Below are 21,494 nucleotides of genomic sequence, written 5' to 3'. Positions count from 1 at the left end.
ACTGGGTTTTAGCTACTGACTGGTTCGGGTTTCTCCGAACCGAATTTACGTGACAGCCATCTCCCGATCATCGCGGCGATTGCCCCGGACACACCGACCATCACGGCAACGAACGCGATCAGTACCAATACGATGAGTACCTCCAAGACTCCGAAAAATACGGGCTGGTCGAACTGTAAAATCTCACCGACCGTGGGGACCATATCCCACAAGATCGGAAGTGACCCGACCAATCCGGTTCGAAACCCGATTCCCTGCGCTTCTTTCTTTCCGCCGAGGGTTACTACTCCGCCGAGCAGTCCCGTCCAGAATACGATGCCGAAGTCGAGCGTTCCGGGGTATGGTGCGTTGATTAGGACGTAAGCGGCCGAAATGACTCCCGCGGGCAGCGCGTACGCCCACGGATGAGCCGTCACGAATTCACGCAGATCTCTAATCATGGGTTTGTTTGTATGCTATACATTCATGCGTGCATATATTTGTTGACGAGTAAAAACTAGCTACCCCTACCGATAGCGAAAATCGTCCGATTCTCTACTCCACGCCGCCCTCGGAGTGGGACACGTCCGACAGCCACATCGTCTTCTTGTTGACGAACTCGTGGATGCCGTGTTTCGAGAGTTCGCGGCCGTAGCCCGAATCCTTCACGCCGCCGAACGGCAGACGGGGGTCGGATTTGACGAGTTCGTTGACGAACACCATGCCCGACTCGATTTCGCTGGCGACCTCCTTCGCCTGCCGTTTGTCCTGCGTCCAGACGCTCGCGCCGAGTCCGTAGGTGGTGTCATTGGCGCGTCGAATCGCTTCCTCGGTGCTGGAAACGTTGAAAACCGAGGCTACGGGACCGAACAGTTCCTCGTCCGCGGCGGGACTGCCCTCTGGAATGTCGGTGAGCACTGTCGGCGGGTAGTACGGCCCGTCCCTGTCGAGCGGTTCGCCGCCGAGTTCGACGGTCGCGCCCGCGTCCGCGCTCACCTCGACCTGTTCGTGGAGGTCCTCCATCAGGTCCTCGCGGGCCTGCGGGCCGATGTCGGTGTCGTCGTCCATCGGGTCGCCGATGGTCAGCGACTCCATCTCGTCCGTGAACGTTTCGAGGAACTCGTCGTACACGTCCTCGTGGACGACGAACCGCTTCGCGGCGATACAGGACTGGCCGTTGTTGATACAGCGGGCCTGCGCGCCCGTCGTGGCCGCGTCCTCGACGTCGGCGTCGGGGAGGACGACGAACGGGTCGCTCCCGCCGAGTTCGAGGACTGTCTTCTTGAGGTTCTTCCCGGCCGTTTCGGCGACGGCGCGTCCGGCCCCTTCGCTCCCCGTCAGCGTCACGGCTTCGAGTCGTTCGTCCTCGATGATGCTCTCGACCGTGTCAGACCCGACGAGCAGGGTAGTGAACACGCCCTCCGGGAAACCGGCTTCCTCCAACACTTCCTGAATCGCCATGGCACACCCCGGAACGTTCGAGGCGTGTTTGAGCAGGCCGACGTTCCCCGCCGTGATGTTCGGTCCGATGAACCGGAACACCTGCCAGAACGGGAAGTTCCACGGCATCACGGCGAGCACCGGCCCGAGCGGTTCGTACGAGACGTACGATTCCACCTCGGCCTCCGTGCCGATGTGTTCGTCCTGCAGGAACTCCGCGGCGTGCTCGGCGTAGTAGTCACACACCCACGCGCATTTCTCGACCTCCGAAATCGCGGCGTCGAGGGGTTTTCCCATCTCCTTCGTCATCAACTCGCCGTACTCCTCCTTGTTGTCGCGGAGGACGTCCCCCGCCTCCCCGATGAGTCGCTGGCGTTCCTCTATCGGCGTGTGTCGCCACTCGTCGTAGGTTTCGGTTGCGCGCTGCAGTTTCTCGTCCACCGAACTCCCGTCGTCGTCGTCGTACGTCCCCACTACCTCGCCCGTTGCGGGATTGAGACTCTCCATGGATGACGCGACATCGTCCATGGGCATGTACGCTGTGGCGGCCCACGCAAGCCGATGGTACTGGGAAGAAAGGGTGGTCTAGTTCCATTTCGATGATGGTACCGTCGAACAATCGTCCGTTTCCGTCCATACGCGCCCCATACTTATGCGAATCCCAACCGACCAGTATTCTCACATGAATCGTTCGGGGGGCGGGAGGAGTCGATAATGGCGTCGCTCGAAATCTTCCTCGTCATCGGGGTGAGTCTGTTGCTCTCGCTCGTTCTCAGCGAGGCCATCGAACGACTCGGCGAACCGGGATTTCTCGGTGAAATTCTCGCGGGCGTCATTCTCGGACCGTCAGTCGCCATGCTCATCAGCAGCACGGCCGAGAACAGCCCGTTCATCCTCATCGCAACCATCGGCGGCCTGTTGCTCTTTTTCGACGTCGGCTATCAGCAGATCGACCTGAGCGACCTGCTGGCCGCGTTTCGTCCCGTGCTGATAATCGGATTGTCGGGCGTCTTTCTCCCGTTCATCGTCGGCTACATCATCGGGAGCTACTTCGGCCAAGGGTTGGAATCGAGCCTCTACCTCGGCCTCATCCTCTCGGTGACATCGGTCTCCATCGTCGTCCGAACCCTGCTGTCGCTGAACAAACTCGACACGCAGTACGGTCGCTGGATCCTCGGCGCGTCGGTCGTGGACGACGTGGTCGGCCTGCTGGGTATCTCCATCTTGCCCCTGTTCTTCGTCGCCGGGGGGGCCATGGGAACCATCTCCGCGCTCGGGTTGGCCGCGCTGTTCTTCGTCGCCGCGGCGATTTTCTACCGTTTCCTACTCGACCCCGTCTCCGACCTGCTGTCGAAATCCGAAGTCGGCATGTCGGACTTCATCGGAATCCTCGGCCTTCTCTTCATTTTCGGCTACGCCTCCGACGCGGTGGACCTCTCGTACTTCATCGGCGCGCTCACCATCGGATTGGTGGTCTCCACGAACAAGCGACTGGAAGGCAAGAGCCTCCAGTCGGACGTGTACGGTATCGCGTACGGGGTGTTCATCCCGCTCTACTTCGTCGCCATCGGCGCACGAATGGATCTCGGTGCGCTAACCGTCAACACCTTTATCGTCGTCTTCGCGGTGTTCGGTCTCCTGTCGAACTTCATCGCGGGTTACGTCGGCAACATCATCGCGGGCGGGCAGCGAGAACACTCGCTCATCCTGGGATTCGCGCTGCTGCCCCGCTCCGAATCCGGCATCGCCATCGTCTCGCTCGGCGTGGCCCAACACATCGTCGGCAACCAGATATTCGTCGCCTATCTGGTCGTCTTCGTTATCTCCGTCCTGTTGACCCCGTCGCTACTGAAGCGGGCGGTCGAACGCGCCGAGGCGAAGAAAAGCAAGGAGAAGGGGTCGGGAACGGCGGGCGGTTCGTCGGATGCGGATAGTTCGTCGGGGTCGAACGGGGCGGATTCGGGCAACTCGTCTGGGTCGGGTGGCACGTCTGATTCGAGCGATTCGTCCGGGTCAAGTAGTTCCTCGGGGTCGAGTTCGGACGGTTCGTCCGGATCGAGCGAATCGGATTCGGATAGTTCGACGAACTCGGATGGTTCGTCCGGATCGGATAGCTCATCGGATTCGAGCGATTCGTCGGATTCGAGCAGTTAATCGGTCCGCTACTTCTCGCGGTCGTACCGCTCGGCCGCCGTCTCGAACGCCGTTTCGACCTGTTCCTTACTTCGTCGTCCTTCGGCCTCGGCGATGGCTTCCGGGTCGGGATTCACGTCGTCGTCGATACGCGCCCACGATTTGTGGACCTTCGCGTGACACCACCGACAGAGGTACACCGTGATTTCGTGAGAAAGCGTCTCGCCGCCTCCGGCGTACGAGAGGTGGTGTTCTTCCAGCAGCGGGCGTTCGTCGGAGTGGGCCATCCGCCGCTCTTCGAGACCGCAGCGGATGCATTCGCGGTCGCGGTTGCGACAGCGATAGTGCGGACAGTCGCTCCACTCCCAATCGCCGTCCGGGTCCGCGACAGGACAGCGAAACTCCTCCTCTCGACGTTCGCGGGCGAACTCGGGGTCGTGTTCCGGATGCTCGAACGCGTAGCGGCAGTTTCCCTCGTCGGTCAGGTGATCACAGAGTCCGGCGTGTTCGTAGGGGTCGTCCACGCCGACGGCGGTCCCCGACGGGGTTTTCTCCATGGTCGTGGGTGGCGGCGCTCTCGCACAAAAGTTTTGTCTCCCGCCTGAGGAGTTGGCGACGTGCGCGTCGTACACGAATCGGACGGACGGTCGGAGACGCTAGCGAACGATGTCGAGACGGCGGATTCGTTTCTCTCGCAGGCGAAGGGGTTGATGTTCCGGCGGTCGATTCCGGACGACTACGCGCTGGCGTTCCGGTTCGGCGACGTCGATGCCCGGGACGTGCACATGGTGTTCGTTCCGTTCGCACTCGACGCCGTGTGGGCGACGGAGGGGGAAGTCCAGCACGTCAAACGACTCTCCGCGTGGACCGGACTGGGAAAAGCCGAGGCGGACACGTTATTCGAACTGCCAGCGGGTAGTGCCGCCGACGTGTCGGTCGGCGATTCGGTTCGGTTGATCGAATAACTCTACTCGATGTCCTGGAGCGGCGAGAAGCCGTCCACGGGTGTCACCGAATAATCGACGGTCAGCGTGTCCTTCGTGGCGCGAATCTTGCCGACGAAGGTCGAAATCTCTTCGAGCGTGCCTTCGAGGACGAACAGTTCCATACAGTGGTGGTCACCGATGTGGCTGTGGAAGTTCGAGGCAACGAGTCCTTCGTGTTCGTGACGCAAGTGCATCATCCGCTCCTCGACGTTCGTCGTCTCGTAATCGAACATCACCGTGACGATGCCCATCAGTTCACGGTCTTCGAGCCTGCGGTCCTCGAACTCGCCGAGGAGGTTTCGACTGGCTTCGCGGACGACCTCGCTCCGTCCGGTGTAGCCGTGCTCGTCGGCGAATTGGTCGATTCTAGAGAGCAGTTCGTCGGGCATGGAGACGCTCACGACGGTCATGTATTAACTCAGCACCGGATCGCTATTAGAATCTTATTATCAGTACTCGAACGTGATCCGTTCTTCCGTCGGATCGACCGTCGCTTTGCCGCCGACTGGAATCGGGGCGACCGGCGCGGTGTGACCGAAGTCGAGGTCGAAAACGACCGGCGCATCCGGGTTGTACTCGCCGACGAGGTCGGTGATGGCGTCACGTTGGCGTTCGCGGTAGGCCGCGCGTTCTTCGGGTGGTCGCTGGTCCTCGACGGCCCGCGCTTTCGCCCGTCCGACGAGCACGGCCGAAAACCGCGAGAGCAGTCCGCGTTCGCCCATTCCCATCAGCGTCCAGCGAACGTCGAACTCGCTCGGCAGTTCCTCGGACGTTTCGAGCAGGAGAACCGCACCGTCGAGTTCCCCGGCAGGGGGGAGATAGCGATTGACGGATAACTGCTGGTCGACGACGGCGAGACAGCCACCCCACGTTCTGCCCGTGACGGTTTCGTCCGCATCGACAGTGCTGCCGCCGCCGCGCCACTCCCATCCTGGATTCGGTTCCATTTCTCGACGTTCGTGGAGATTTTCGGGATCGTCCCAGTCCAGGTCCTCATCGGTGAATCGCTCGGACGGGCGGAGTTCGCCGAACGAATCTTCGAACATCGCCCGCTTCAGATACTCCACGGTGTACTCGTGCATCGACCCCTGCATGGCGAACTCGGTGAAGAGACAACCGCCGTAAAACGAGACGATTCCCTCGTTCCAAAGCGCCATCTGGAGGTTCGTGTTGTCGCTGATGCTGTAGAACCGCGTCGGGTTCTCGTGGAGCACATCCGTGTCGAGGTGTGGCAGGATTCGAACTTGGTCGGCCCCGCCGATGACCGCGATGACGCCTGCGATGTCGGTGTCCGCGAAGGCGTCCATCACGTCCTTCGCCCGCGCTTCAGGGTGGTCGTACAACCACTCGGGGGATTTCGTCGCCGTCGGGAATTCGACTGGGTTCAGGCCGAATACCGATTCGAGGCGCTCCAGTCCCAATTCGTAGACGTCCGGGAACACCGTTGCGAGGCTCGTTCCGGGAGCGATGATGGCCACGTCGTCGCCCGATTCGAGTGCGGGCGGCAGGATGAAATCGGTCATGGGATACATGTCCCCGATGTGTCTAAAATAGCTTTCCACCCATCAGTTACGGTTCCACTAACGGGCTATTAATCGAAAAATTTGCTGACAGAGCTATCCTAATTCGAACTTAATCGTGCCATAACAAAGAGTCGAAACGGTGTCCCTGTGTGTATGTCAAACCGCTCCGTGGACGGATTCGAGACGCGCCACGCGTGGCCGGCGCTCGCTCCGAATCGGGCGTGGTTGTTGGCGGCACTCGTCGGGGGGAAGACGCTCGACGCCGTGAGCACCATCACCGTCCTCAAACTCCGAACGGACGTCTTCGAATCGGTGTGGCTCACCCGGACGCTCATGGATCATTTCGGTATGGTTGCCGGGTCGCTCCTCACCCTCTTGTTCGCCGTCATCGGCGTCACCCTCCTCGCCGAGAGCGGCCTCCTTTTCGAGCGTGTATTTCCGAGTTCGTGGGTACCGACCGGCTACCCGGCCGCCTTCAGAACCACGATCTATCTCTCAGCAGGCGCTTGGTACTCCTTCCTCGGGGTTCACAACTTTCTGTTCCTGTTCTGAAACCCGTCCCGCACGACGGCGCTGAAACACCGATACATCGAAGTACCGCACGGACTGAAACTCATTCATGAGCACGGAAGACACGGACCCGGTACAGCACTCGGACGGAATGACGCGATTGACCTCCCCGATGCAGGAGTTCACGATGGGACAGGTGACGACCGGACTCGTCGTCTTCGTCATCGGCGCAATCCTCGTGTTCGGCGTTCCGCTCTTGATCTAAACTCGTTTCTGTCCGCTTCCCGTCGACAGTTCCGATGAGAGATCCGTGAAAAGAATTCTGTGTGGCGATCTTCCTTACGGCTGAGACGGGCTTACTCCAGTTCCCGAACGAGGACGTTCCGTAGCTCAGCGATTTCGTCCGCCGTGTAGCGGAGACCCTCGACATCGGCGTCGATTTGGAGGGTTCCCGAGTCGTTCGCCTCTCCGAGTTCGGTGACCGGGGCGACCCCGTCGAATGCTTCGACGACGGCGTCCGGATCGGTCGTCTCGACCACGGCACGACCGGGGAGTTCGCTGAACAGCGACTCGTGGGCGTCGACGTCATCGAGCGAAACCGTCGCCCCGGCGTCGTCCGACACCATCTCGGCGAGTGTTACCGCGAGACCGCCGTCGCTCACGTCGTGGACGGCGAGGGTGGCGTCTCCTGTCACGACATCGCGGAGGGTGGCGAGGCGTTCGCTCGCGTTCTCCGGAAGCGTCGGGAAGCGGTCGCTCCCGCCCACCTGTGCGAGGTATTCGGATCCGCCGAGTTCGGCGGCGGGTTCGCCGACGAGCAACAGGGTTCCCTCGCCTGCGAGTTCCGTCGGTGGTGCGTCGTACCCCTCCGTCGTCCCCGTCATCGCCAGGGTTGGCGTCGGCGGAATCGGGCCGCTCGGCGAGTCGTTGTACAGCGAGACGTTCCCGCCGACGACCGGTACGTCGAGTTCGGAACACATGTCGGCGAGACCGTCCACGATGCCCTTGAATCCGCCGTACACGTCCGGTTTCTCGGGATTGCCACCGTTCAGGCAATCGACCGCGGCGAGCGGCGTCGCGCCTTTGGCCGCGAGGTTGGTTGCGTTTTCGAGCGCGACCGCACGGGAACCGTCGTAGGGTGCCGTCGTCGTCCAGTTGGGGTTCGCGCCGGATGAGAACGCGAGACCGAGTTCGGCGCGGCGAATCGCGAGGACGGCCGAATCGTCGCCCGGAAGCACCGAGGTCCGCGTCTGGACTTCGTGGTCGTACTGGCGGTACACCCACGACTTGTTCGCACAGTTGGGCGACCCGACGACCGATTCGAACGCTTCGCGCACGTCGGCGTCCGGCAGGTCGCGGTTCGGTTGCGTCGGCGCTTCCGACGGGAGGTCGTTCATCGGCGCGCCGTCACCGAGGAACTCGGCGGGCACGTCCACGACCGTCTCGCCCTCGAACTCGCAGACGTAGTTGCCGTCGGTCACGTCGCCGATGACGGTGCAACCGAGGTCGTACTTGTCGGCGATTTCGGAGACCGCATCGACGTTCTCGGGACGCACTTCGTACACCATGCGCTCCTGTGATTCGGCCAGCAGGATTTCCATCGCGTTCATGTTCGGTTCGCGCTGGTGGACGCGGCCGAGTTCGATGTCGGCCCCGAGTTCGCCCTTCGCCACCAGTTCGCTCGACGCGCCACCGAGTCCCGCCGCGCCGAGGTCGCGTGCGGATTCGACGAGGCTCCCGTCAACGAGTTCCTCGTTCGCCTCGATGAGCAGTTTTTCAGTGTACGGGTCGCCGACCTGCACCGCCGGGCGGTCCTCCGTCTCCGCGTCCTCGCCGAGGTCCTCGCTGGCGAAACTCGCGCCGCCGAGTCCGTCACGCCCCGTCGAGTTGCCGACGAGCAGGAGTTTGTTGCCCGGTTCCTGCGCTTCGGCCGTGATGAGACGCTCCGCGGGAAGCAGTCCGACGCAGGCCACGTTGACGAGCGGGTTCCCCTCGTAGTCCTCGTGGAACTGCGTGCTCCCCGTCACCGTCGGCACGCCGATGGAGTTGCCGTAGTCGGCGATACCCTCCACGACGCCCTCCAGCAGGTAACGCGAGTGCTCGCGGTCGAAGCCGCCGAAGTAGAGGCTGTCCGCGAGCGCGATGGGGTACGCACCCATCGACAGCGTGTCGCGGACGATGCCGCCAACGCCCGTCGCCGCGCCGTCGTACGGATCCACGTAGGACGGGTGGTTGTGGCTCTCGATACCCATCGTGATGTAAGTGGAGTCGGCGTCGGCCGACGGAAGTTCGACCACGGCGGCGTCGTCACCCGGCCCGATGACAACGTCGTCGCTCTCGGACTCGAACGCCGACAGCAGGGGCCGCGACGACCGATACGCACAGTGTTCACTCCAGAGGTTCTCGAACAGCGCTTCCTCGGCCGATGTCGGGTCGCGGCCGAGTTCCGCGACGACCAACTCTCGGTCGGAGTCGTCCAAACTCATTCACTGGTTTGTACAAACAGGGCGGATTAATGCCTTTCCATGTGCACGAACGTGTGTGGATTCGGATGGCCGTGACGAATGACAGGAGCGTCTTCTACATCGAACGTGAGGATAGGTGGGTGAAGTCGTCGTGAACGTCCTCACGATCGTCGGGGGGAGGCTTTGGCAATCATAATCATGGGCACCCCGACGAACCGTTCTTCCTTCGTAACTTCCATTGTTCTTTTGGCCGGAAATATGTATAATCAAAACCGAGTTTGCGTCTGTCACACACGTTCGCTCGCGGTAGCGGGAGGTGGACAACGCTCCTTACAGTGGAACTACTCATAAACGAGGCATACGTTCAGGGGTTCGCGTTACGATTCGAGGAAACGTGGGGATGAATGAGCACAACACCCCACGCTTCGGGAGAAATTGCTGTTCGAGCGGGAACCGTCCGATTCCCGACAGTGACGTGATAGATTCGTGTACTTCGACCTACGGTACCACCCCCAACGATGTATATTGGTCACGCTCCTGGTTAAGGAGATGGCTTGCTAATTCGGAATCAGGGGAAGACGACGAGCAAAAGTTGGACGTTCGTACCGTGGGGGACGACAGTACGACGTGTCCTCATACACGAATACACGTCGATACGACCGTCACGTCCGCGTGTTCGATACTGACCTCCTGAAACGCACGACGGAGCGTCGTTGTCGCGTAAGTCAGACCGGTTGACGCCAGTCGCCACCGACGTACTGGAACCCTTCCCGCACCCGTCCTTGACTGGCCATCACCAGGCCGATGAAAAGGATGACGGCCGGTGTTGTCGCGTACGTCACCGCTTTCAACGTTAGGTTCTCGAGACCCGTTCGTGTATCTGCCATCATACTAGTGAGCAGAAAATCTCCCGGCAAATACTTTGTGTTACAATGTCATTCCGCGCGAACTCGGTCGCCGCTGGGCGAACAAGGGCACGCGGAACGTATTCGGCGAGCGATCACAACGGCTACAAACTGACTATGGACGATTGATTTATTTTTGCCCGTATTTTGGCCAACTCTTGTGGAAGTATTCCATTTTGCAAGTACGATGTTCTCTCGACAGCCCTATTTCACCACAATACCTAAATATGGTGTGGGGCGTTGTATCTACTGCAATGACGATCGGAGAAGGAGGGGATGAATAGGACCCGTACCGCCGACAAACATCGATGCCTATGATTGCATGAAGCGCGAGTGACCGTTTTCACCCACCACTCGATGGGCGATGCTGCCTCCATCGCCCCTCTCTCATGCGCCAGAGTAGTTAATTCATGATTCCTCTCTAGAAGAAACTGAGTTCACGATGGAGCTACGGCGTTTTTCGTAGATCGACGACCATCGACGACGGACCGAGTTGCTTTTCCCGACGTACTGCGAACGTTCCCTCGTGCTATCGGTCGAGTTGCATTGTCATTCCGCACTTTCCCACGATGGTCGTGATCCGGTCGAACTGCTCTTGGAACAAGCCAAGGCAGTCGATTTGGACGCCATCGCCGTGACCGACCACGACGAAATCGAGGCGAGCCTCGAAGCCGCGAAACTCGCACCCGAATACGGACTGGTCGGCATCCCCGGTATGGAGATTACGTCACGCGCGGGCCACGTCTTGGGGTTAGGTATCGAAGAACTCGTTCCGCCGGGTCTCTCGTTCGGCGAGACGCTCGACAGAATTCGAGAGCAGGGTGGCGTCGCCATCGTTCCTCACCCGTTTCAGAAATCCCGGAGCGGCGTCGCCGCGAACATCACGGGGAAGAAACTCGCGGAGGCCGACGCTATCGAGGTGTACAACTCGCGCCTGTTGACGGGACGTGGCAACCGGCGAGCGCGGTCGTTCGCCAGCGACCACGGCGTCCCGATGACGGCCGGAAGCGACGCCCACATCAGCGAGATGGTCGGGCAGGCGGTGACGGAAATCGACGTGAACACGCGCGACAGGCGGGCCATCCTCGGTGCCATCGTCGATGGCCGGACGGAGGTCGACGGGAAACGAACGCCGTGGCGGATCAGCTTTCGACAGGCCGCAGGCGGCGTGAAACGGCGGATTATCAACCGCGTCGGGCACTATCTCTGATGCAGGGGGCATCGACCGACGTCGTTCGTCGAGCTATCGACACGGCCGACGCGCTTCCGGGCGGTAACGGGTTTGCAGGCGAGGTGGACGGGCGTCTCGTCCGCGACGTGCTGGGTCGCTATCCACTGTTCTCCGAGGAGGATGACCCGACGACGTGGAGTCACGACCCGACCGACCTCGAGTCGCCGAACCCGGTTCCGGCGGGTTGTGCCCGGACGATAACCGACGAAATCGGTGACGACGGGAACGACGACGAGCGACTGTGGGACCTCCCCAGTCCGGAACCGTTCGAGGGCGAGGCGGATGCCGTTTCTGCGATTCGGGAGGCCATCGAGGGAAGTCTCGGCGACGTGTCCGGCGACGGTCTCGCAGTCGCGTTCTCGGGCGGGGTCGATTCCGCCGTCGTCGCCAGCGCGTTCGACTGCCCGCTGTACGTCGCTGGCTTTCGCGACAGTCACGACGTGGAAGCCGCGCGCACCGCGGCCGACCTGATGGACCGTGATCTACGGATCGTCGAGGTCTCACACGAGGACATCGAGCGTGCGGTTCCCGAAGTCGCTCGCGCCATCGGGCGGACCAACGCGATGGACGTGCAGATCGCGTTACCCCTCTATCTGACCGCCGAGCGAGCGCGGGCGGACGGCTACGACCGACTTGCGGTGGGACAGGGCGCGGACGAACTGTTCGGCGGATACGAGAAAGTCGCCCGTGCGGACCACCGCGTCGAGGCGGAGACGGTACGCGGTGCGGCCCGCGAGACGATCCGAACGCTCGCCGAACAGTTGCCGCGGGACATCCTCACGCTCCGTGCCGCTGGCGTGGAACCCGTCGCACCGCTTCTCGACGACCGTGTCGTCCGGGAAGCGCTTCGGCTACCGGGGTCGATGCTCGTTTCGGACGACGTCCGAAAGTGGACGTTCAGACGGTCCGCTCGGGCGTTCGTTCCGGACGAAATCGCAACGCGGGACAAGAAGGCGGTGCAGTACGGCAGCCTGGTCGCACGTGAACTCGACCGCCTCGCGCGGCAGGCAGGCTACAAACGACGAATGGACGATCACGTGACGAAGTACGTCCGCTCCCGTCTCGAATCGGCCGATCAGTAAAAGCGCTTGCGCGACTGCGGACCGAGTTTCTGCTGGAGCCACGATTCACGGTAGCCGATGCAGTGACCGCCGCAATCGGGGCACATCTGCCGGTCGAGTTCGTACGATTTCCCGCACGACTTGCATTCGAACCGCGTCGAATCACCGCTCCCAAATTTCAGACTGACCCGGCTGACAAATCCCATTCTCGATTTGTTCGACAACTAGCAGTGTCATTATTATCCGGCGAATAATGTCGCCGAAACACCGTTTCTCGTGGGATAAGATCCCTTACTTCCACTCATTCAAAGGAAATACCAATGGCGCGTATCGAACAGGTTTGTTTCCCCTCAGTGTCGGGGTGAAACCACTTGTTCGCTTCCGCAGTCGGGACAGAGTTTCCGGTCACCGTCGAACGCTTTGCCACAGCCGGTACAGACGTACGTCGGTCGCGGGTCGTCGTCGCCGTCCTTGTCGGTGCCGAGCAGACGATCAATGATACTCATGAACTGTGGAATTCACCGTATAGACCTTATTATACACCACCTAATCGGTTCTACTGCTGGAATTCGACGCGCTCGATGGCCTCGATGCCGAGCGTGACGACCTCCTCGGTCACCGCCTCGTGCGTCCGCAGGTCGTCCGGCGAGAACCATCGCCAGCAATCGGCCCTTCGTTCGTCGTCGTCGGGAGCGAGGTCCCGGTTTACCGCCTCGCCGTAGTAGACGAAGTCGATGTGTTGGTGGGCGACTTCCCCGTCGAACTGGTCCACGTCGTAGAGCATGATGTGTTCCGCGGGCGCGAGTTCCCGACCGAAGTCGGCCGTCACGCTCGTTTCGGGTTCGAGCAGGGTCACCTCCAAGCCGGTTTCCTCGCGAGTTTCGCGCAGGGCCGCATCGCGCGGCAGTTCGTCGCGGTCGAGGTGACCGCCGGGCGGGAGAAGCATCCCGAGCCGTTCGTGGTCGTGAAGCAAGCACTCGCCGTCGTTCACGACGTACGTGGTCGCGGTGAAGTGGCGCGTCGTCTCCATACGCAAAAGGAATTCCGGGGTCGGTTCACCGTTACGGTCGTGTGATGATGGCGATCATTTCTCCAACCGAATCTCGTCCCCGATTCCGATGTTGAACACGTCGTCGCCGCGTCCCTCGTTGACCGCGAGTTCGACGTTTCCGTGGCTGCCGACGGTCACGAGTCGCTCGCCGGGTTCGACGTGAGCGTAGGCGGGTTCGACCGGCGCGGACTGGCCGTTGACCGAGAGTTCGTCAACGCCGTCGAGAAAGTCGCCCGGAACGTTCGTGATGGCGTTTCCGAAGTCGTCCACGACGAGTAGTTCGCCGACCGCCGAGTCGTCCTCCACGGTTGGCTCCGGGAACCGGAGGTCCTCGAACGCTTCCGCGGGTTCGATATCGTCGAGGGTTTCGAAGTCCTCGATTCCCGCCTCGTGAATCCTCGCGGCGGCGGGCGCGAACACGTCCCGTCCGTGGAAGGTCGCGCTGTCCGCGTCCCCGTAGGAAACGCGGAAGACTTCGAACCCGTCGGCGTCGGACTGTTCCGACTCGGCGAGTTCGCGGACGACCGGGAGCAGAACGCCGTTGTCCGGGCCGACGAGGGCGTGGCCCCCTGCTCGAACTGCGAGCGCCGCGCGGTCGGTACCGACGCCGGGGTCGACGACGACGAGGTGGACGGCGGGCGGAAAATAGGGAATGACTTCCCGAAGCCAGAACGCGGTCGTCCGAACGTCCTGTCGCGGGAAATCGTGGGCGACGTCCACGAGACGCGCATCGCTGTGCTGGAGCAAAACGCCCTTCATCGCCGCCGGGTACGGCGTGCCGAAATCGGACGAGAGGGTTATCATATCCCGTTCGAATCCGAGTCGCTGACCTGTTGGATACGGTCGATGCCGCCGATTTCCTCGACGATTTCGACGACGGGGTCGGGAACGAGTCGCTGCCAATCGCCGCCTTCGACCATCCGGTCGCGTACCTCGGTTCCCTCCAGCACTTCGCGGTTGAACATGGGCGATTGGCGCACCTCCACGCCTGCTTCCTCGAACAGGCGGATGACGAGTGGGTTGTTCGAGTAGGCCACGTCGAAATCCGGGCTCATGCTCTGGACATGACTGACCCAAACGGAGTTCCTGTCCAAGTCCTCGATGGGAACGGCGTACGTCACGAGGTCGGAATCCACGAGGGATTTGGTTATCATCATGATGCGTTCGCCCGCCGTGAATGGGTCGTGACGGCTGTGTGAGTCGCCCGCGCTCCCGATGCCGAGGACGAGTTCGTCTACTTCCTCGGCGATGGTCTCGACCACGTTGTGGTGGCCGTTGTGGTAGGGTTGGAAGCGCCCGATGTAGAACCCGCGAGTCATGATAGATTTGTCGTGTAGCGTTTTTATAAGAGTGACGAGTCGCTCGTGGGGCGGCGTTTCGTGAGTTCGTGTTCTACCCCCATTCGTTTCGTTCGTGCGTTCGCGTTCTCGATTAACGGCGCGGATGGTTTGAAGGAGATTTATCTTCCCCGATTCCTTCTATTCGTACGTTTGACGGGCTGAAATGGAGTGGGACGGAACACAGGGAGGGAGAAAGTATATCAGTTCTCCAGCCATGTTTTCAACTACACAAAACGAATTCTATGAGTAACGACACCGATGCTTCACCACCGGAGCAAGAAGCCGAGCAAGAAGTCGACCGCCTTGGGAGTGAGGTGGACGCCCAGGTCGCCGACGATATTGCAGAGGACGATCTGCTGGGTGGGTTGGAGATAGAAAGTACGGAAGAGGTCGAGATTCCGGATCGACTGGTCGACCAGGTCATCGGGCAGGATCACGCCCGAGATATCATCCTGAAGGCGGCGAAACAGCGCCGCCACGTGATGATGATCGGGTCGCCGGGGACCGGGAAATCGATGTTGGCGAAGGCGATGAGTCAGCTCCTCCCCAAGGAGGATCTGCAAGACGTCCTCGTCTATCACAACCCCGACGACGGGAACGAACCGAAGGTTCGGACCGTTCCCGCCGGAAAGGGCGAACAAATCATTGAGGCGCACAAGGAGGAGGCCCGCAAGCGCAACCAGATGCGCTCGTTCTTGATGTGGGTCATCATCGCCATCGTGGTCGGCTACGCGCTCCTCATCGCGGGCAAGCCGCTCCTCGGAATCCTCGCTGCGGGTGTCATCTACCTCGCGTTCCGCTACGGGTCGCGTGGCACCGACGCGATGATTCCGAACCTGCTGGTCAACAACAGCGACGTCACCAGCGCGCCGTTCGAGGACGCGACGGGTGCCCACGCGGGTGCGCTGCTGGGCGACGTGCGCCACGACCCGTTCCAGTCCGGCGGAATGGAAACGCCGAGCCACGACCGCGTGGAACCCGGAGCCATCCACAAGGCCAACAAAGGTGTCCTGTTCGTGGACGAGATCAACACCCTCGACATCCGCTCACAGCAGAAGCTGATGACCGCGATTCAGGAGGGCGAGTTCTCCATCACCGGACAGTCCGAACGCTCGTCCGGTGCGATGGTTCACACCGAACCCGTCCCGACCGACTTCGTGATGGTCGCGGCGGGGAACCTCGACGCGATGGAGAACATGCACCCGGCACTCCGCTCGCGTATCAAGGGGTACGGATACGAGGTGTACATGGACGACACCATCGACGACACGCCGGAGATGCGCCGGAAATACGCGCGCTTCGTCGCACAGGAAGTCGAAAAGGACGGTCGGCTCCCGCACTTCACGGACACGGCAGTCGAGGAAATCATCCTCGAAGCCCAGCGCCGTGCGATGCGGAAGGACCACCTCACGCTCAAACTGCGTGACCTCGGTGGACTGGTGCGTGTTGCCGGTGACATCGCTCGCGCGGAGGACGCCGAGAACACCACGCGCGACCACGTGCTGCAAGCGAAACAGCGCTCGCGCTCCATCGAGCAACAGATCGCCGACGACTACATCGAACGCCGGAAGGACTACGAACTCACCGTTTCGGCGGGCGACGTGGTCGGCCGCGTGAACGGTCTGGCGGTCATGGGCGAGGACAGCGGTATCGTCATGCCCGTCATGGCCGAAGTCGCGCCGTCGCAGGGTCCCGGCAAGGTGATCGCCACCGGGAAACTGCAGGACATCGCCGAGGAGGCGGTGCAGAACGTCAGCGCCATCATCAAGAAGTTCAGTGACGAGGACATCTCGGAGAAGGACATCCACATCCAGTACGTCCAATCCTACGAAGGCGTCCAGGGTGACTCCGCGTCGGTGACGATGGCCACGGCGGTCATCAGCGCGCTGGAGAACATCCCCATCGACCAGAGCATCGCCATGACCGGATCACTGTCGGTGCGCGGCGACGTGCTCCCTGTCGGTGGCGTCACGCACAAAATCGAGGCGGCCGCGAAAGCGGGCGTCCAGACGGTCATCATCCCGAAGGCCAACGAGCAGGACGTGATGATCGAGGACGAGTACAAGGAGATGATCGAAATCGTCCCCGTCTCGCACATCAGCGAAGTCCTCGAAGTCGCGCTCACGGGCGAGTCCGAGAAGGACAGCCTCATCAACCGGCTGAAGGACATCACCGGCCACGCCCTCGACCGCAAGGTCGGCGGCACCAAGCCCGGTAGCAACCCGAGTCCGCAGTAGCGGGCGAACGAGAATTCGTTTTTTCCGTTCTCCGACACGAGCAGCGACCGCGTCGCCGTAGTAGATAGTTTTTCACCGTCAGCGTACGAACACGAACGTGAATGGTCACGCCGAACTGGAACGCGTTCGCAGGCGTCACCCTCATTGTCCTCGTCGTCCTCATCGCGCTGGCTCGCGCCTCGCAGGCCATGTTCGTCGGGGAGGACGAAGACGGATGGGAGGAATCCGAGGCGAGCGTCGAAACGCCCGACCGACGCGTACGGAACGGCGGGGACGAATGGGGTGAGGACGAACGGAGCAGGAACGACGACGAACGGGACGACGACGACCAGGATGCCAACGAATCGAACGTTTCCACTTTCGAGAACCAGGGCCGCCGACCGACCGACGTTTCGTCGCCGATTCCCGACGAACCGTTCCCGGCCGTCGAGTCTCCGACTCCAGTGGAGGATTTCACGCCGGGGACGCTGCTGGTCAACGTCGCGCTGAGTCAGGGACTGTTCGGCGTGATACTCGTCGTCGCCGCCGTGCTGACCGCGATTCCCGCCGACGCGCTCGGCGTGGGGAGCGTGACGGCGACCCAGTTCGGCGTCGGGGCACTTCTCGGGGTGGCGCTCTACGTCGCCAACGAATTCGGCCAGCGAGTGGTCGACGCGGCCGGAATCGAGTACGAGGACAGCCTTCGGGAGATGCTCACCCCCGATTCGGTGCGCGGGTGGATCGTTTTGCTCGTTCTCGTCCTCCCGATCATCGCGGGGTTCGAGGAACTCCTGTTCCGGTCGTCCCTCGTGGGCGTATTCGCCGTCGGCTACGGCATCTCGCCGTGGTTCCTCGTCGTCGCCTCGTCAGTCGCGTTCGCTGTCGGCCACGGCGCGCAGGGTCCGGCCGGTGTGCTCGTCACGGGAACGCTGGGTGCGGCGCTCGCCAGCGCGTTCGTCCTGACGGGAAGCATGGTTGTGGTCGTGGTCGCCCACTATCTCGTCAACGCGCTGGAGTTCGCGGTTCACGCCCGCGACGATTCGTCGAGATAGTCGGCGAACACGGATACTGCACGCTCGTAGGAGGTCGGAGGAGCCGAGAGAATCGGGAAGCTCGCTTCCGTGTCACGGAGCGGTGCGCTGTGCTTACCGTTCCTCGCTGTTCTCGTGAGCGACGGAGGAGCGAACGAGAGCCAGAAGCGCTACCGTTCTTCGCTGTCCAGCACGCGGATCTGGTCACCGCGCACGGTGACGGGAATCGGGACGGTGGCCTCGTACAGCTCGACCGTTACCTGGTCCTTGCCCTCGTCGATACGCTGGACCTGGGCCTTCTCACCCTTGAACGGTCCGGCGATGAGTTCCACGATGTCCCCTTCCGCGATACCCTCCACGTCGGGCGTCGGGGAGAGGAAGTGCTCCACTTCGGAGATGTTGCTCTCGCCGGGGACCATGCTCCGCGCGTGGGGGATTTCCTCCAGCACGCGGTCGATGACGCGGTGGTCGTCGGCCTCGACCATGACGTAGCTGGTGAGCGCGTCGGGCGCGAGGACCGCGTGAATCTCCGGTTCCTCGCGGTTGATGATCATGTCCGCGACTGTACGTTCCTGACTTGCCGTGGTCTTTACTGCGTAGATAGGCATTTGTTCTCCTATACGGGGGCGGCGTTGATGAAGCTCATGATGGCGAAGATCACGAACCCGAGCAGTCCAACGAGCAGAATACCGGCACCGGCAATCTGAGCGATCTTCGAGAACTCGTTCCACGACGGCGTGCTCGCCAATTTGAGTACCCGCAGGTACGACGCGAGGTCAAGCTTAACGTCCATTGTTGGTTGTGCTTGGCCATCGGGCTTTTTCTATCTTACTACAGAGGGATGAGAGCGAAACGTGGTTGGGACACGTTCGAGGGGGGATCGGTCGAAACGGCATCGAAGCTCGTACCGAACACGTCTCGATTTTTGTGAAAACCCACGGCTCTCCGCCACAAATCCGAAAAACGAAGAAGAGATTATTCGACGTAGTCGATGTCTTCGGCCTGCTGTTGGGCCTTCGCCTGTGCCCGTTCGGCTTCGTTGCGGCCGTAGATCTGTGGCGATTCGACGCCGGTGACGACGATCATGGTGCGCATGGTGCCGTCGAGGTCCTCGTCGATGGAGGTCCCCCAGATGATGCGGGCGTCAGGGTCGATGCGGTCGTAGATCTGCTCGACCACGCCTTCGGCCTCCTCGATGGACATGTCGTTGCCACCGGTGACGTTGACGAGCGCGGATTTCGCGCCGCTGATGTCCACGTCGAGGAGCGGCGAGCGCAGGGCGCTCTTGACCGAATCCTGTGCCTTCTGGTCGGAGTCGCTCTCGCCGAGACCGATCATTGCCACGCCGCCTTTCTCCATGACGGTGCGAACGTCGGCGAAGTCGAGGTTGACGAGGCCGGGCTTCGTGATGAGCTCCGTGATGCCTTTCACCGAGCGCATGAGCACTTCGTCGGCGACCTTGAACGCCTGTTTGACGGGCAGTTTGCCCACCGAGTCGAGCAGGCGGTCGTTCGGGACGACGATGACGGTGTCGCTCACGTCGCGCAGGCGCTCCAGACCGGCCTCCGCGTTGGTGCGTCGGACCTCGCCCTCCGCCGTGAACGGCGTCGTGACGATGGCGATGGTGAGCGCGCCAGCCTCGCGCGCGGCTTTGGCGACGACCGGGGCGCTCCCCGTGCCGGTGCCGCCGCCGAGACCGGCGGTGACGAACACCATGTCCGAGCCTTGAATCGAGTCGTAGATTTCGTCCTGACTTTCGAGGGCGGCCTCCTCGCCGACCTGCGGGAGCGACCCGGCACCGCGCCCGCTCGTCTTCTGTTCGCCCATCAGAATCTTGGTGTCCGCCTCGATTTCGACGAGATGCTGAACGTCGGTGTTCGCGGCGACGAGTGACGCCCCGTGAATCCCCTCTTCGGCCATTCGGTTGACCGTGTTCCCGCCACCGCCGCCGCACCCGACGACGGTGATGTTGGTTTGGAGTTCCTTGAGTACGTCCTGTAGTTCCTCGTCGGTCATCGTCCCGGAGAGACTAGTGTCCTGCGAGACACCACCGACCTGCGATTGGGGGGCATCCTGTTGTTGCCCTTCCGCCTCCTCAATGGCGTCTTCAACGATTGAATCCATCCTTGAAGCTTCTTTTACGAACGCACATTAATTATCTTTCCCCTCTGGGCGACGGTTGTCTGACTCATATCACTCCACCGTGAAAAAAAGCTATAAGCACTGATTCATCCCCGGGATTCACCGAACGGGGAAGACGCGTGTCCGTTCGGTTTGCACCTCGCCGGGTGGAATCGTCGTCCCGTTCACCTCCACCGCGACCCCGGACGAGAGCTTTCCGAACGCCGGACCCTCCGGAACGCCCAATTTGCGAGCCTTCTCGGGATCGAACCCCACGTCACGCACGACGATTTCGTCCCCGTTCCGGCTCACATCGTCGTACTTTCCGTCGAGCAGTTCGACCAGTCCGTCGATGACGGCCTCGAAGTCCGCCGTATCGAGAACCGCCGCACGCCCGGCGACCTGCGTTCCTCCCTCGTCGGTTTCGAACGCGACCGTCCGCGCCGCGACGAGTTCCGAGACGGCGTCCCTGTCGATTCCCGTAACGGCGTCGAGCAGTTTCCCGGGGAGCGAAACGATTTCGAACGGCTCCGTTGCGGGCATCTCACGCGCTTTCTCGCCGAACCGTAGCCCCGACTCCACCGACGACAGTTCCGACTCCAGTTCCTCGACGAGCGCGAGCGGAACGCCCGACACTTCCCGGACCCACGTCTCGCTCACCACGCGGTAGCCGAGGTCGGCGACGACCTCGGCGATGTCGTCCGTTTTCCCTTCGCAGACGGCGTACTCCGCACCGCTTCGCTCGAACACCTGTCGGATCGTTTCCGGATGTGCCTCCGGCAATCCCAACGTTTCGAGGTTCCAGTCGGACGCGATATGTCCGACCGCCCAGTCCGTTTCCCTGAGTATTCGCTCGAATCGCGGGGCGTAGTGGCCCCCGCCGAAACCGACCAGTTGGCGCTCCCGGTGGGGGGCGACACCGCGCAGGTCGAGGATGGCGCGGGCGACGGCGCGGGCCGCATCGGGGTCGCCCCACTGTTCGTCGTCGCTTCCCAGTTCGACGAACATCGAGGGAACGCCGACTTCGCTCGGCCCGTGGTGGGTGCACTCCATTCCGACGTCGTACCCCTCGGGCGCGTGCTCGTCGAACGCTTCGAGCAGTCGTGCGTGGGCGTTCGGACAGGCCTCGGCCACCGTTCTGTCGGTTCCACCGAACTCCGCCGGGCCGAAGTTGCCCGTGAAGTGGCCCGTCAGCAGCGGGCCGGTGTCCCCCGAATGGCGCGAGGCGAACACGAGCATCTCAGGGTCCGAAAACGGTTCGGCGGCGTCCTCGATGTCGAGGTGGAGCGCGTCGAATTCCCGCAGTTCGAACCCGTCAGTTCGGTAGTAGGTGCCACCACCCTCGGCGTCGGGGCGGGATTCGTCTTCGTGCACGTTCCACTCAGTTTCGGAGAGCAGGAACTCGCCGATGTGTTCGGAGGCGTAATCGGCCCTGCTGACGACGACGGCAATCACGAACGACCCTCCGAACGCACGGCGAAAAAGTCCGTCGAACCCGGAAA

At 61.9% G+C, this 21,494-nt stretch carries 24 protein-coding genes; 8 read left to right on the top strand and 16 right to left on the bottom strand.

The genetic code is table 11. From position 1 onward, the window contains the following. Nucleotides 1–8 precede the first annotated feature (8 nt). Together NKF25_RS19285 and NKF25_RS19280 are read right to left on the bottom strand one after the other, a co-directional pair. Complete coding sequence (locus tag NKF25_RS19285; RefSeq protein WP_253228264.1) at nt 9–416, bottom strand: DUF5518 domain-containing protein; 408 nt, start codon at nt 414–416, stop codon at nt 9–11. A 118-nt stretch (nt 417–534) separates the two neighbouring features. Further along, nucleotides 535–1,926, bottom strand: a complete 1,392-nt coding sequence (locus NKF25_RS19280; RefSeq protein ID WP_253228263.1) for an NAD-dependent succinate-semialdehyde dehydrogenase — start codon at nt 1,924–1,926, stop codon at nt 535–537. A gap of 207 nt (nt 1,927–2,133) precedes the next feature. On the opposite strand from NKF25_RS19280, the gene NKF25_RS19275 reads away from it, so the two are divergent. Next, nucleotides 2,134–3,573, top strand: a complete 1,440-nt coding sequence (locus NKF25_RS19275) for a cation:proton antiporter (RefSeq protein ID WP_253228262.1) — start codon at nt 2,134–2,136, stop codon at nt 3,571–3,573. A gap of 8 nt (nt 3,574–3,581) precedes the next feature. On the opposite strand, the gene NKF25_RS19270 is transcribed toward NKF25_RS19275, so the two are convergent. After that, nucleotides 3,582–4,109 carry a hypothetical protein gene (locus NKF25_RS19270; protein ID WP_253228261.1) on the bottom strand — a complete coding sequence of 176 codons (528 nt, stop codon included), beginning with the start codon at nt 4,107–4,109 and terminating at the stop codon, nt 3,582–3,584. 60 nt (nt 4,110–4,169) lie between these two features. Here NKF25_RS19270 and NKF25_RS19265 point away from each other — a divergent pair, with 60 nt between their 5' ends. Beyond that, nucleotides 4,170–4,517 carry a DUF192 domain-containing protein gene (locus NKF25_RS19265; protein WP_253228260.1) on the top strand — a complete coding sequence of 116 codons (348 nt, stop codon included), beginning with the start codon at nt 4,170–4,172 and terminating at the stop codon, nt 4,515–4,517. A gap of 2 nt (nt 4,518–4,519) precedes the next feature. On the opposite strand, the gene NKF25_RS19260 is transcribed toward NKF25_RS19265, so the two are convergent. Then, nucleotides 4,520–4,948: a CopG family ribbon-helix-helix protein gene (locus NKF25_RS19260; protein ID WP_253228259.1), complete on the bottom strand. Its 429-nt coding sequence runs from the start codon at nt 4,946–4,948 to the stop codon at nt 4,520–4,522. Between the two features lie 39 nt (nt 4,949–4,987). After that, entirely contained in the window at nt 4,988–6,061 is a 1,074-nt protein-coding gene (locus tag NKF25_RS19255; RefSeq protein WP_253228258.1) for a S66 peptidase family protein, read from the bottom strand. Between the two features lie 153 nt (nt 6,062–6,214). Here NKF25_RS19255 and NKF25_RS19250 point away from each other — a divergent pair, with 153 nt between their 5' ends. Further along, nucleotides 6,215–6,613: a hypothetical protein gene (locus NKF25_RS19250; protein WP_253228257.1), complete on the top strand. Its 399-nt coding sequence runs from the start codon at nt 6,215–6,217 to the stop codon at nt 6,611–6,613. Between the two features lie 67 nt (nt 6,614–6,680). Next, a complete protein-coding gene (locus NKF25_RS19245; protein WP_253228256.1) occupies nt 6,681–6,836 on the top strand; it encodes a hypothetical protein in 156 nt (51 codons plus the stop codon). Between the two features lie 91 nt (nt 6,837–6,927). Here the strand turns inward: NKF25_RS19245 and purL are convergent, their stop codons facing one another. After that, nucleotides 6,928–9,057 (bottom strand): phosphoribosylformylglycinamidine synthase subunit PurL, encoded by a 2,130-nt coding sequence (gene purL, locus NKF25_RS19240; RefSeq protein WP_253228255.1) that lies wholly within the window; start codon nt 9,055–9,057, stop codon nt 6,928–6,930. A 704-nt stretch (nt 9,058–9,761) separates the two neighbouring features. After that, nucleotides 9,762–9,926, bottom strand: a complete 165-nt coding sequence (locus tag NKF25_RS19235; RefSeq protein WP_253228254.1) for a hypothetical protein — start codon at nt 9,924–9,926, stop codon at nt 9,762–9,764. 541 nt (nt 9,927–10,467) lie between these two features. On the opposite strand from NKF25_RS19235, the gene NKF25_RS19230 reads away from it, so the two are divergent. Both NKF25_RS19230 and NKF25_RS19225 read left to right on the top strand, forming a co-directional pair. Continuing rightward, nucleotides 10,468–11,151 carry a CehA/McbA family metallohydrolase gene (locus NKF25_RS19230; RefSeq protein WP_253228253.1) on the top strand — a complete coding sequence of 228 codons (684 nt, stop codon included), beginning with the start codon at nt 10,468–10,470 and terminating at the stop codon, nt 11,149–11,151. Beyond that, complete coding sequence (locus NKF25_RS19225) at nt 11,151–12,254, top strand: asparagine synthetase B (RefSeq protein ID WP_253228252.1); 1,104 nt, start codon at nt 11,151–11,153, stop codon at nt 12,252–12,254. Before NKF25_RS19230 ends, NKF25_RS19225 begins: the two co-directional genes overlap by 1 nt. Here the strand turns inward: NKF25_RS19225 and NKF25_RS19220 are convergent. The 5 genes from NKF25_RS19220 to NKF25_RS19200 form a co-directional block, all read right to left on the bottom strand. Then, nucleotides 12,248–12,439: a hydrogenase maturation nickel metallochaperone HypA gene (locus NKF25_RS19220; protein ID WP_253228251.1), complete on the bottom strand. Its 192-nt coding sequence runs from the start codon at nt 12,437–12,439 to the stop codon at nt 12,248–12,250. The two genes, NKF25_RS19225 and NKF25_RS19220, sit on opposite strands and share 7 nt — an antisense overlap. Nucleotides 12,440–12,583: 144 nt before the next feature. Then, a complete protein-coding gene (locus tag NKF25_RS19215; protein WP_253228250.1) occupies nt 12,584–12,739 on the bottom strand; it encodes a hypothetical protein in 156 nt (51 codons plus the stop codon). Nucleotides 12,740–12,789: 50 nt separating this feature from the next. Beyond that, on the bottom strand, nt 12,790–13,263 hold the full coding sequence (locus NKF25_RS19210) for an NUDIX domain-containing protein (RefSeq protein ID WP_253228249.1): 474 nt from the start codon (nt 13,261–13,263) through the stop codon (nt 12,790–12,792). A gap of 54 nt (nt 13,264–13,317) precedes the next feature. Then, nucleotides 13,318–14,088 carry an SAM-dependent chlorinase/fluorinase gene (locus NKF25_RS19205; RefSeq protein ID WP_253228248.1) on the bottom strand — a complete coding sequence of 257 codons (771 nt, stop codon included), beginning with the start codon at nt 14,086–14,088 and terminating at the stop codon, nt 13,318–13,320. Further along, entirely contained in the window at nt 14,085–14,603 is a 519-nt protein-coding gene (locus tag NKF25_RS19200) for a nicotinamide-nucleotide adenylyltransferase (RefSeq protein WP_066145149.1), read from the bottom strand. Before NKF25_RS19200 ends, NKF25_RS19205 begins: the two co-directional genes overlap by 4 nt. Before the next feature lie 263 nt (nt 14,604–14,866). Between NKF25_RS19200 and lonB the strand changes: the two genes are divergently transcribed. Beyond that, nucleotides 14,867–16,861 carry an ATP-dependent protease LonB gene (gene lonB / locus NKF25_RS19195; RefSeq protein WP_253228247.1) on the top strand — a complete coding sequence of 665 codons (1,995 nt, stop codon included), beginning with the start codon at nt 14,867–14,869 and terminating at the stop codon, nt 16,859–16,861. A gap of 101 nt (nt 16,862–16,962) precedes the next feature. Further along, nucleotides 16,963–17,892 (top strand): CPBP family intramembrane glutamic endopeptidase, encoded by a 930-nt coding sequence (locus NKF25_RS19190; RefSeq protein WP_253228246.1) that lies wholly within the window; start codon nt 16,963–16,965, stop codon nt 17,890–17,892. 149 nt (nt 17,893–18,041) lie between these two features. Here the strand turns inward: NKF25_RS19190 and NKF25_RS19185 are convergent, their stop codons facing one another. The 4 genes from NKF25_RS19185 to NKF25_RS19170 form a co-directional block, all read right to left on the bottom strand. Further along, entirely contained in the window at nt 18,042–18,479 is a 438-nt protein-coding gene (locus NKF25_RS19185; RefSeq protein ID WP_066143443.1) for a transcription elongation factor Spt5, read from the bottom strand. Nucleotides 18,480–18,487: 8 nt separating this feature from the next. Further along, nucleotides 18,488–18,664, bottom strand: coding sequence for a protein translocase SEC61 complex subunit gamma (locus NKF25_RS19180; RefSeq protein ID WP_253228245.1), 177 nt, complete (start codon nt 18,662–18,664; stop codon nt 18,488–18,490). A 182-nt stretch (nt 18,665–18,846) separates the two neighbouring features. Continuing rightward, a complete protein-coding gene (ftsZ, locus tag NKF25_RS19175) occupies nt 18,847–19,995 on the bottom strand; it encodes a cell division protein FtsZ (protein ID WP_253228244.1) in 1,149 nt (382 codons plus the stop codon). 117 nt (nt 19,996–20,112) lie between these two features. Further along, entirely contained in the window at nt 20,113–21,447 is a 1,335-nt protein-coding gene (locus tag NKF25_RS19170; protein ID WP_253228243.1) for a D-aminoacyl-tRNA deacylase, read from the bottom strand. Nucleotides 21,448–21,494 lie beyond the last annotated feature (47 nt).

The organism is Haladaptatus sp. AB643, from assembly GCF_024136975.1.
In the GTDB taxonomy this organism is placed as follows: domain Archaea; phylum Halobacteriota; class Halobacteria; order Halobacteriales; family Haladaptataceae; genus Haladaptatus.
This window is presented reverse-complemented; position numbering and strand designations above follow the sequence as displayed.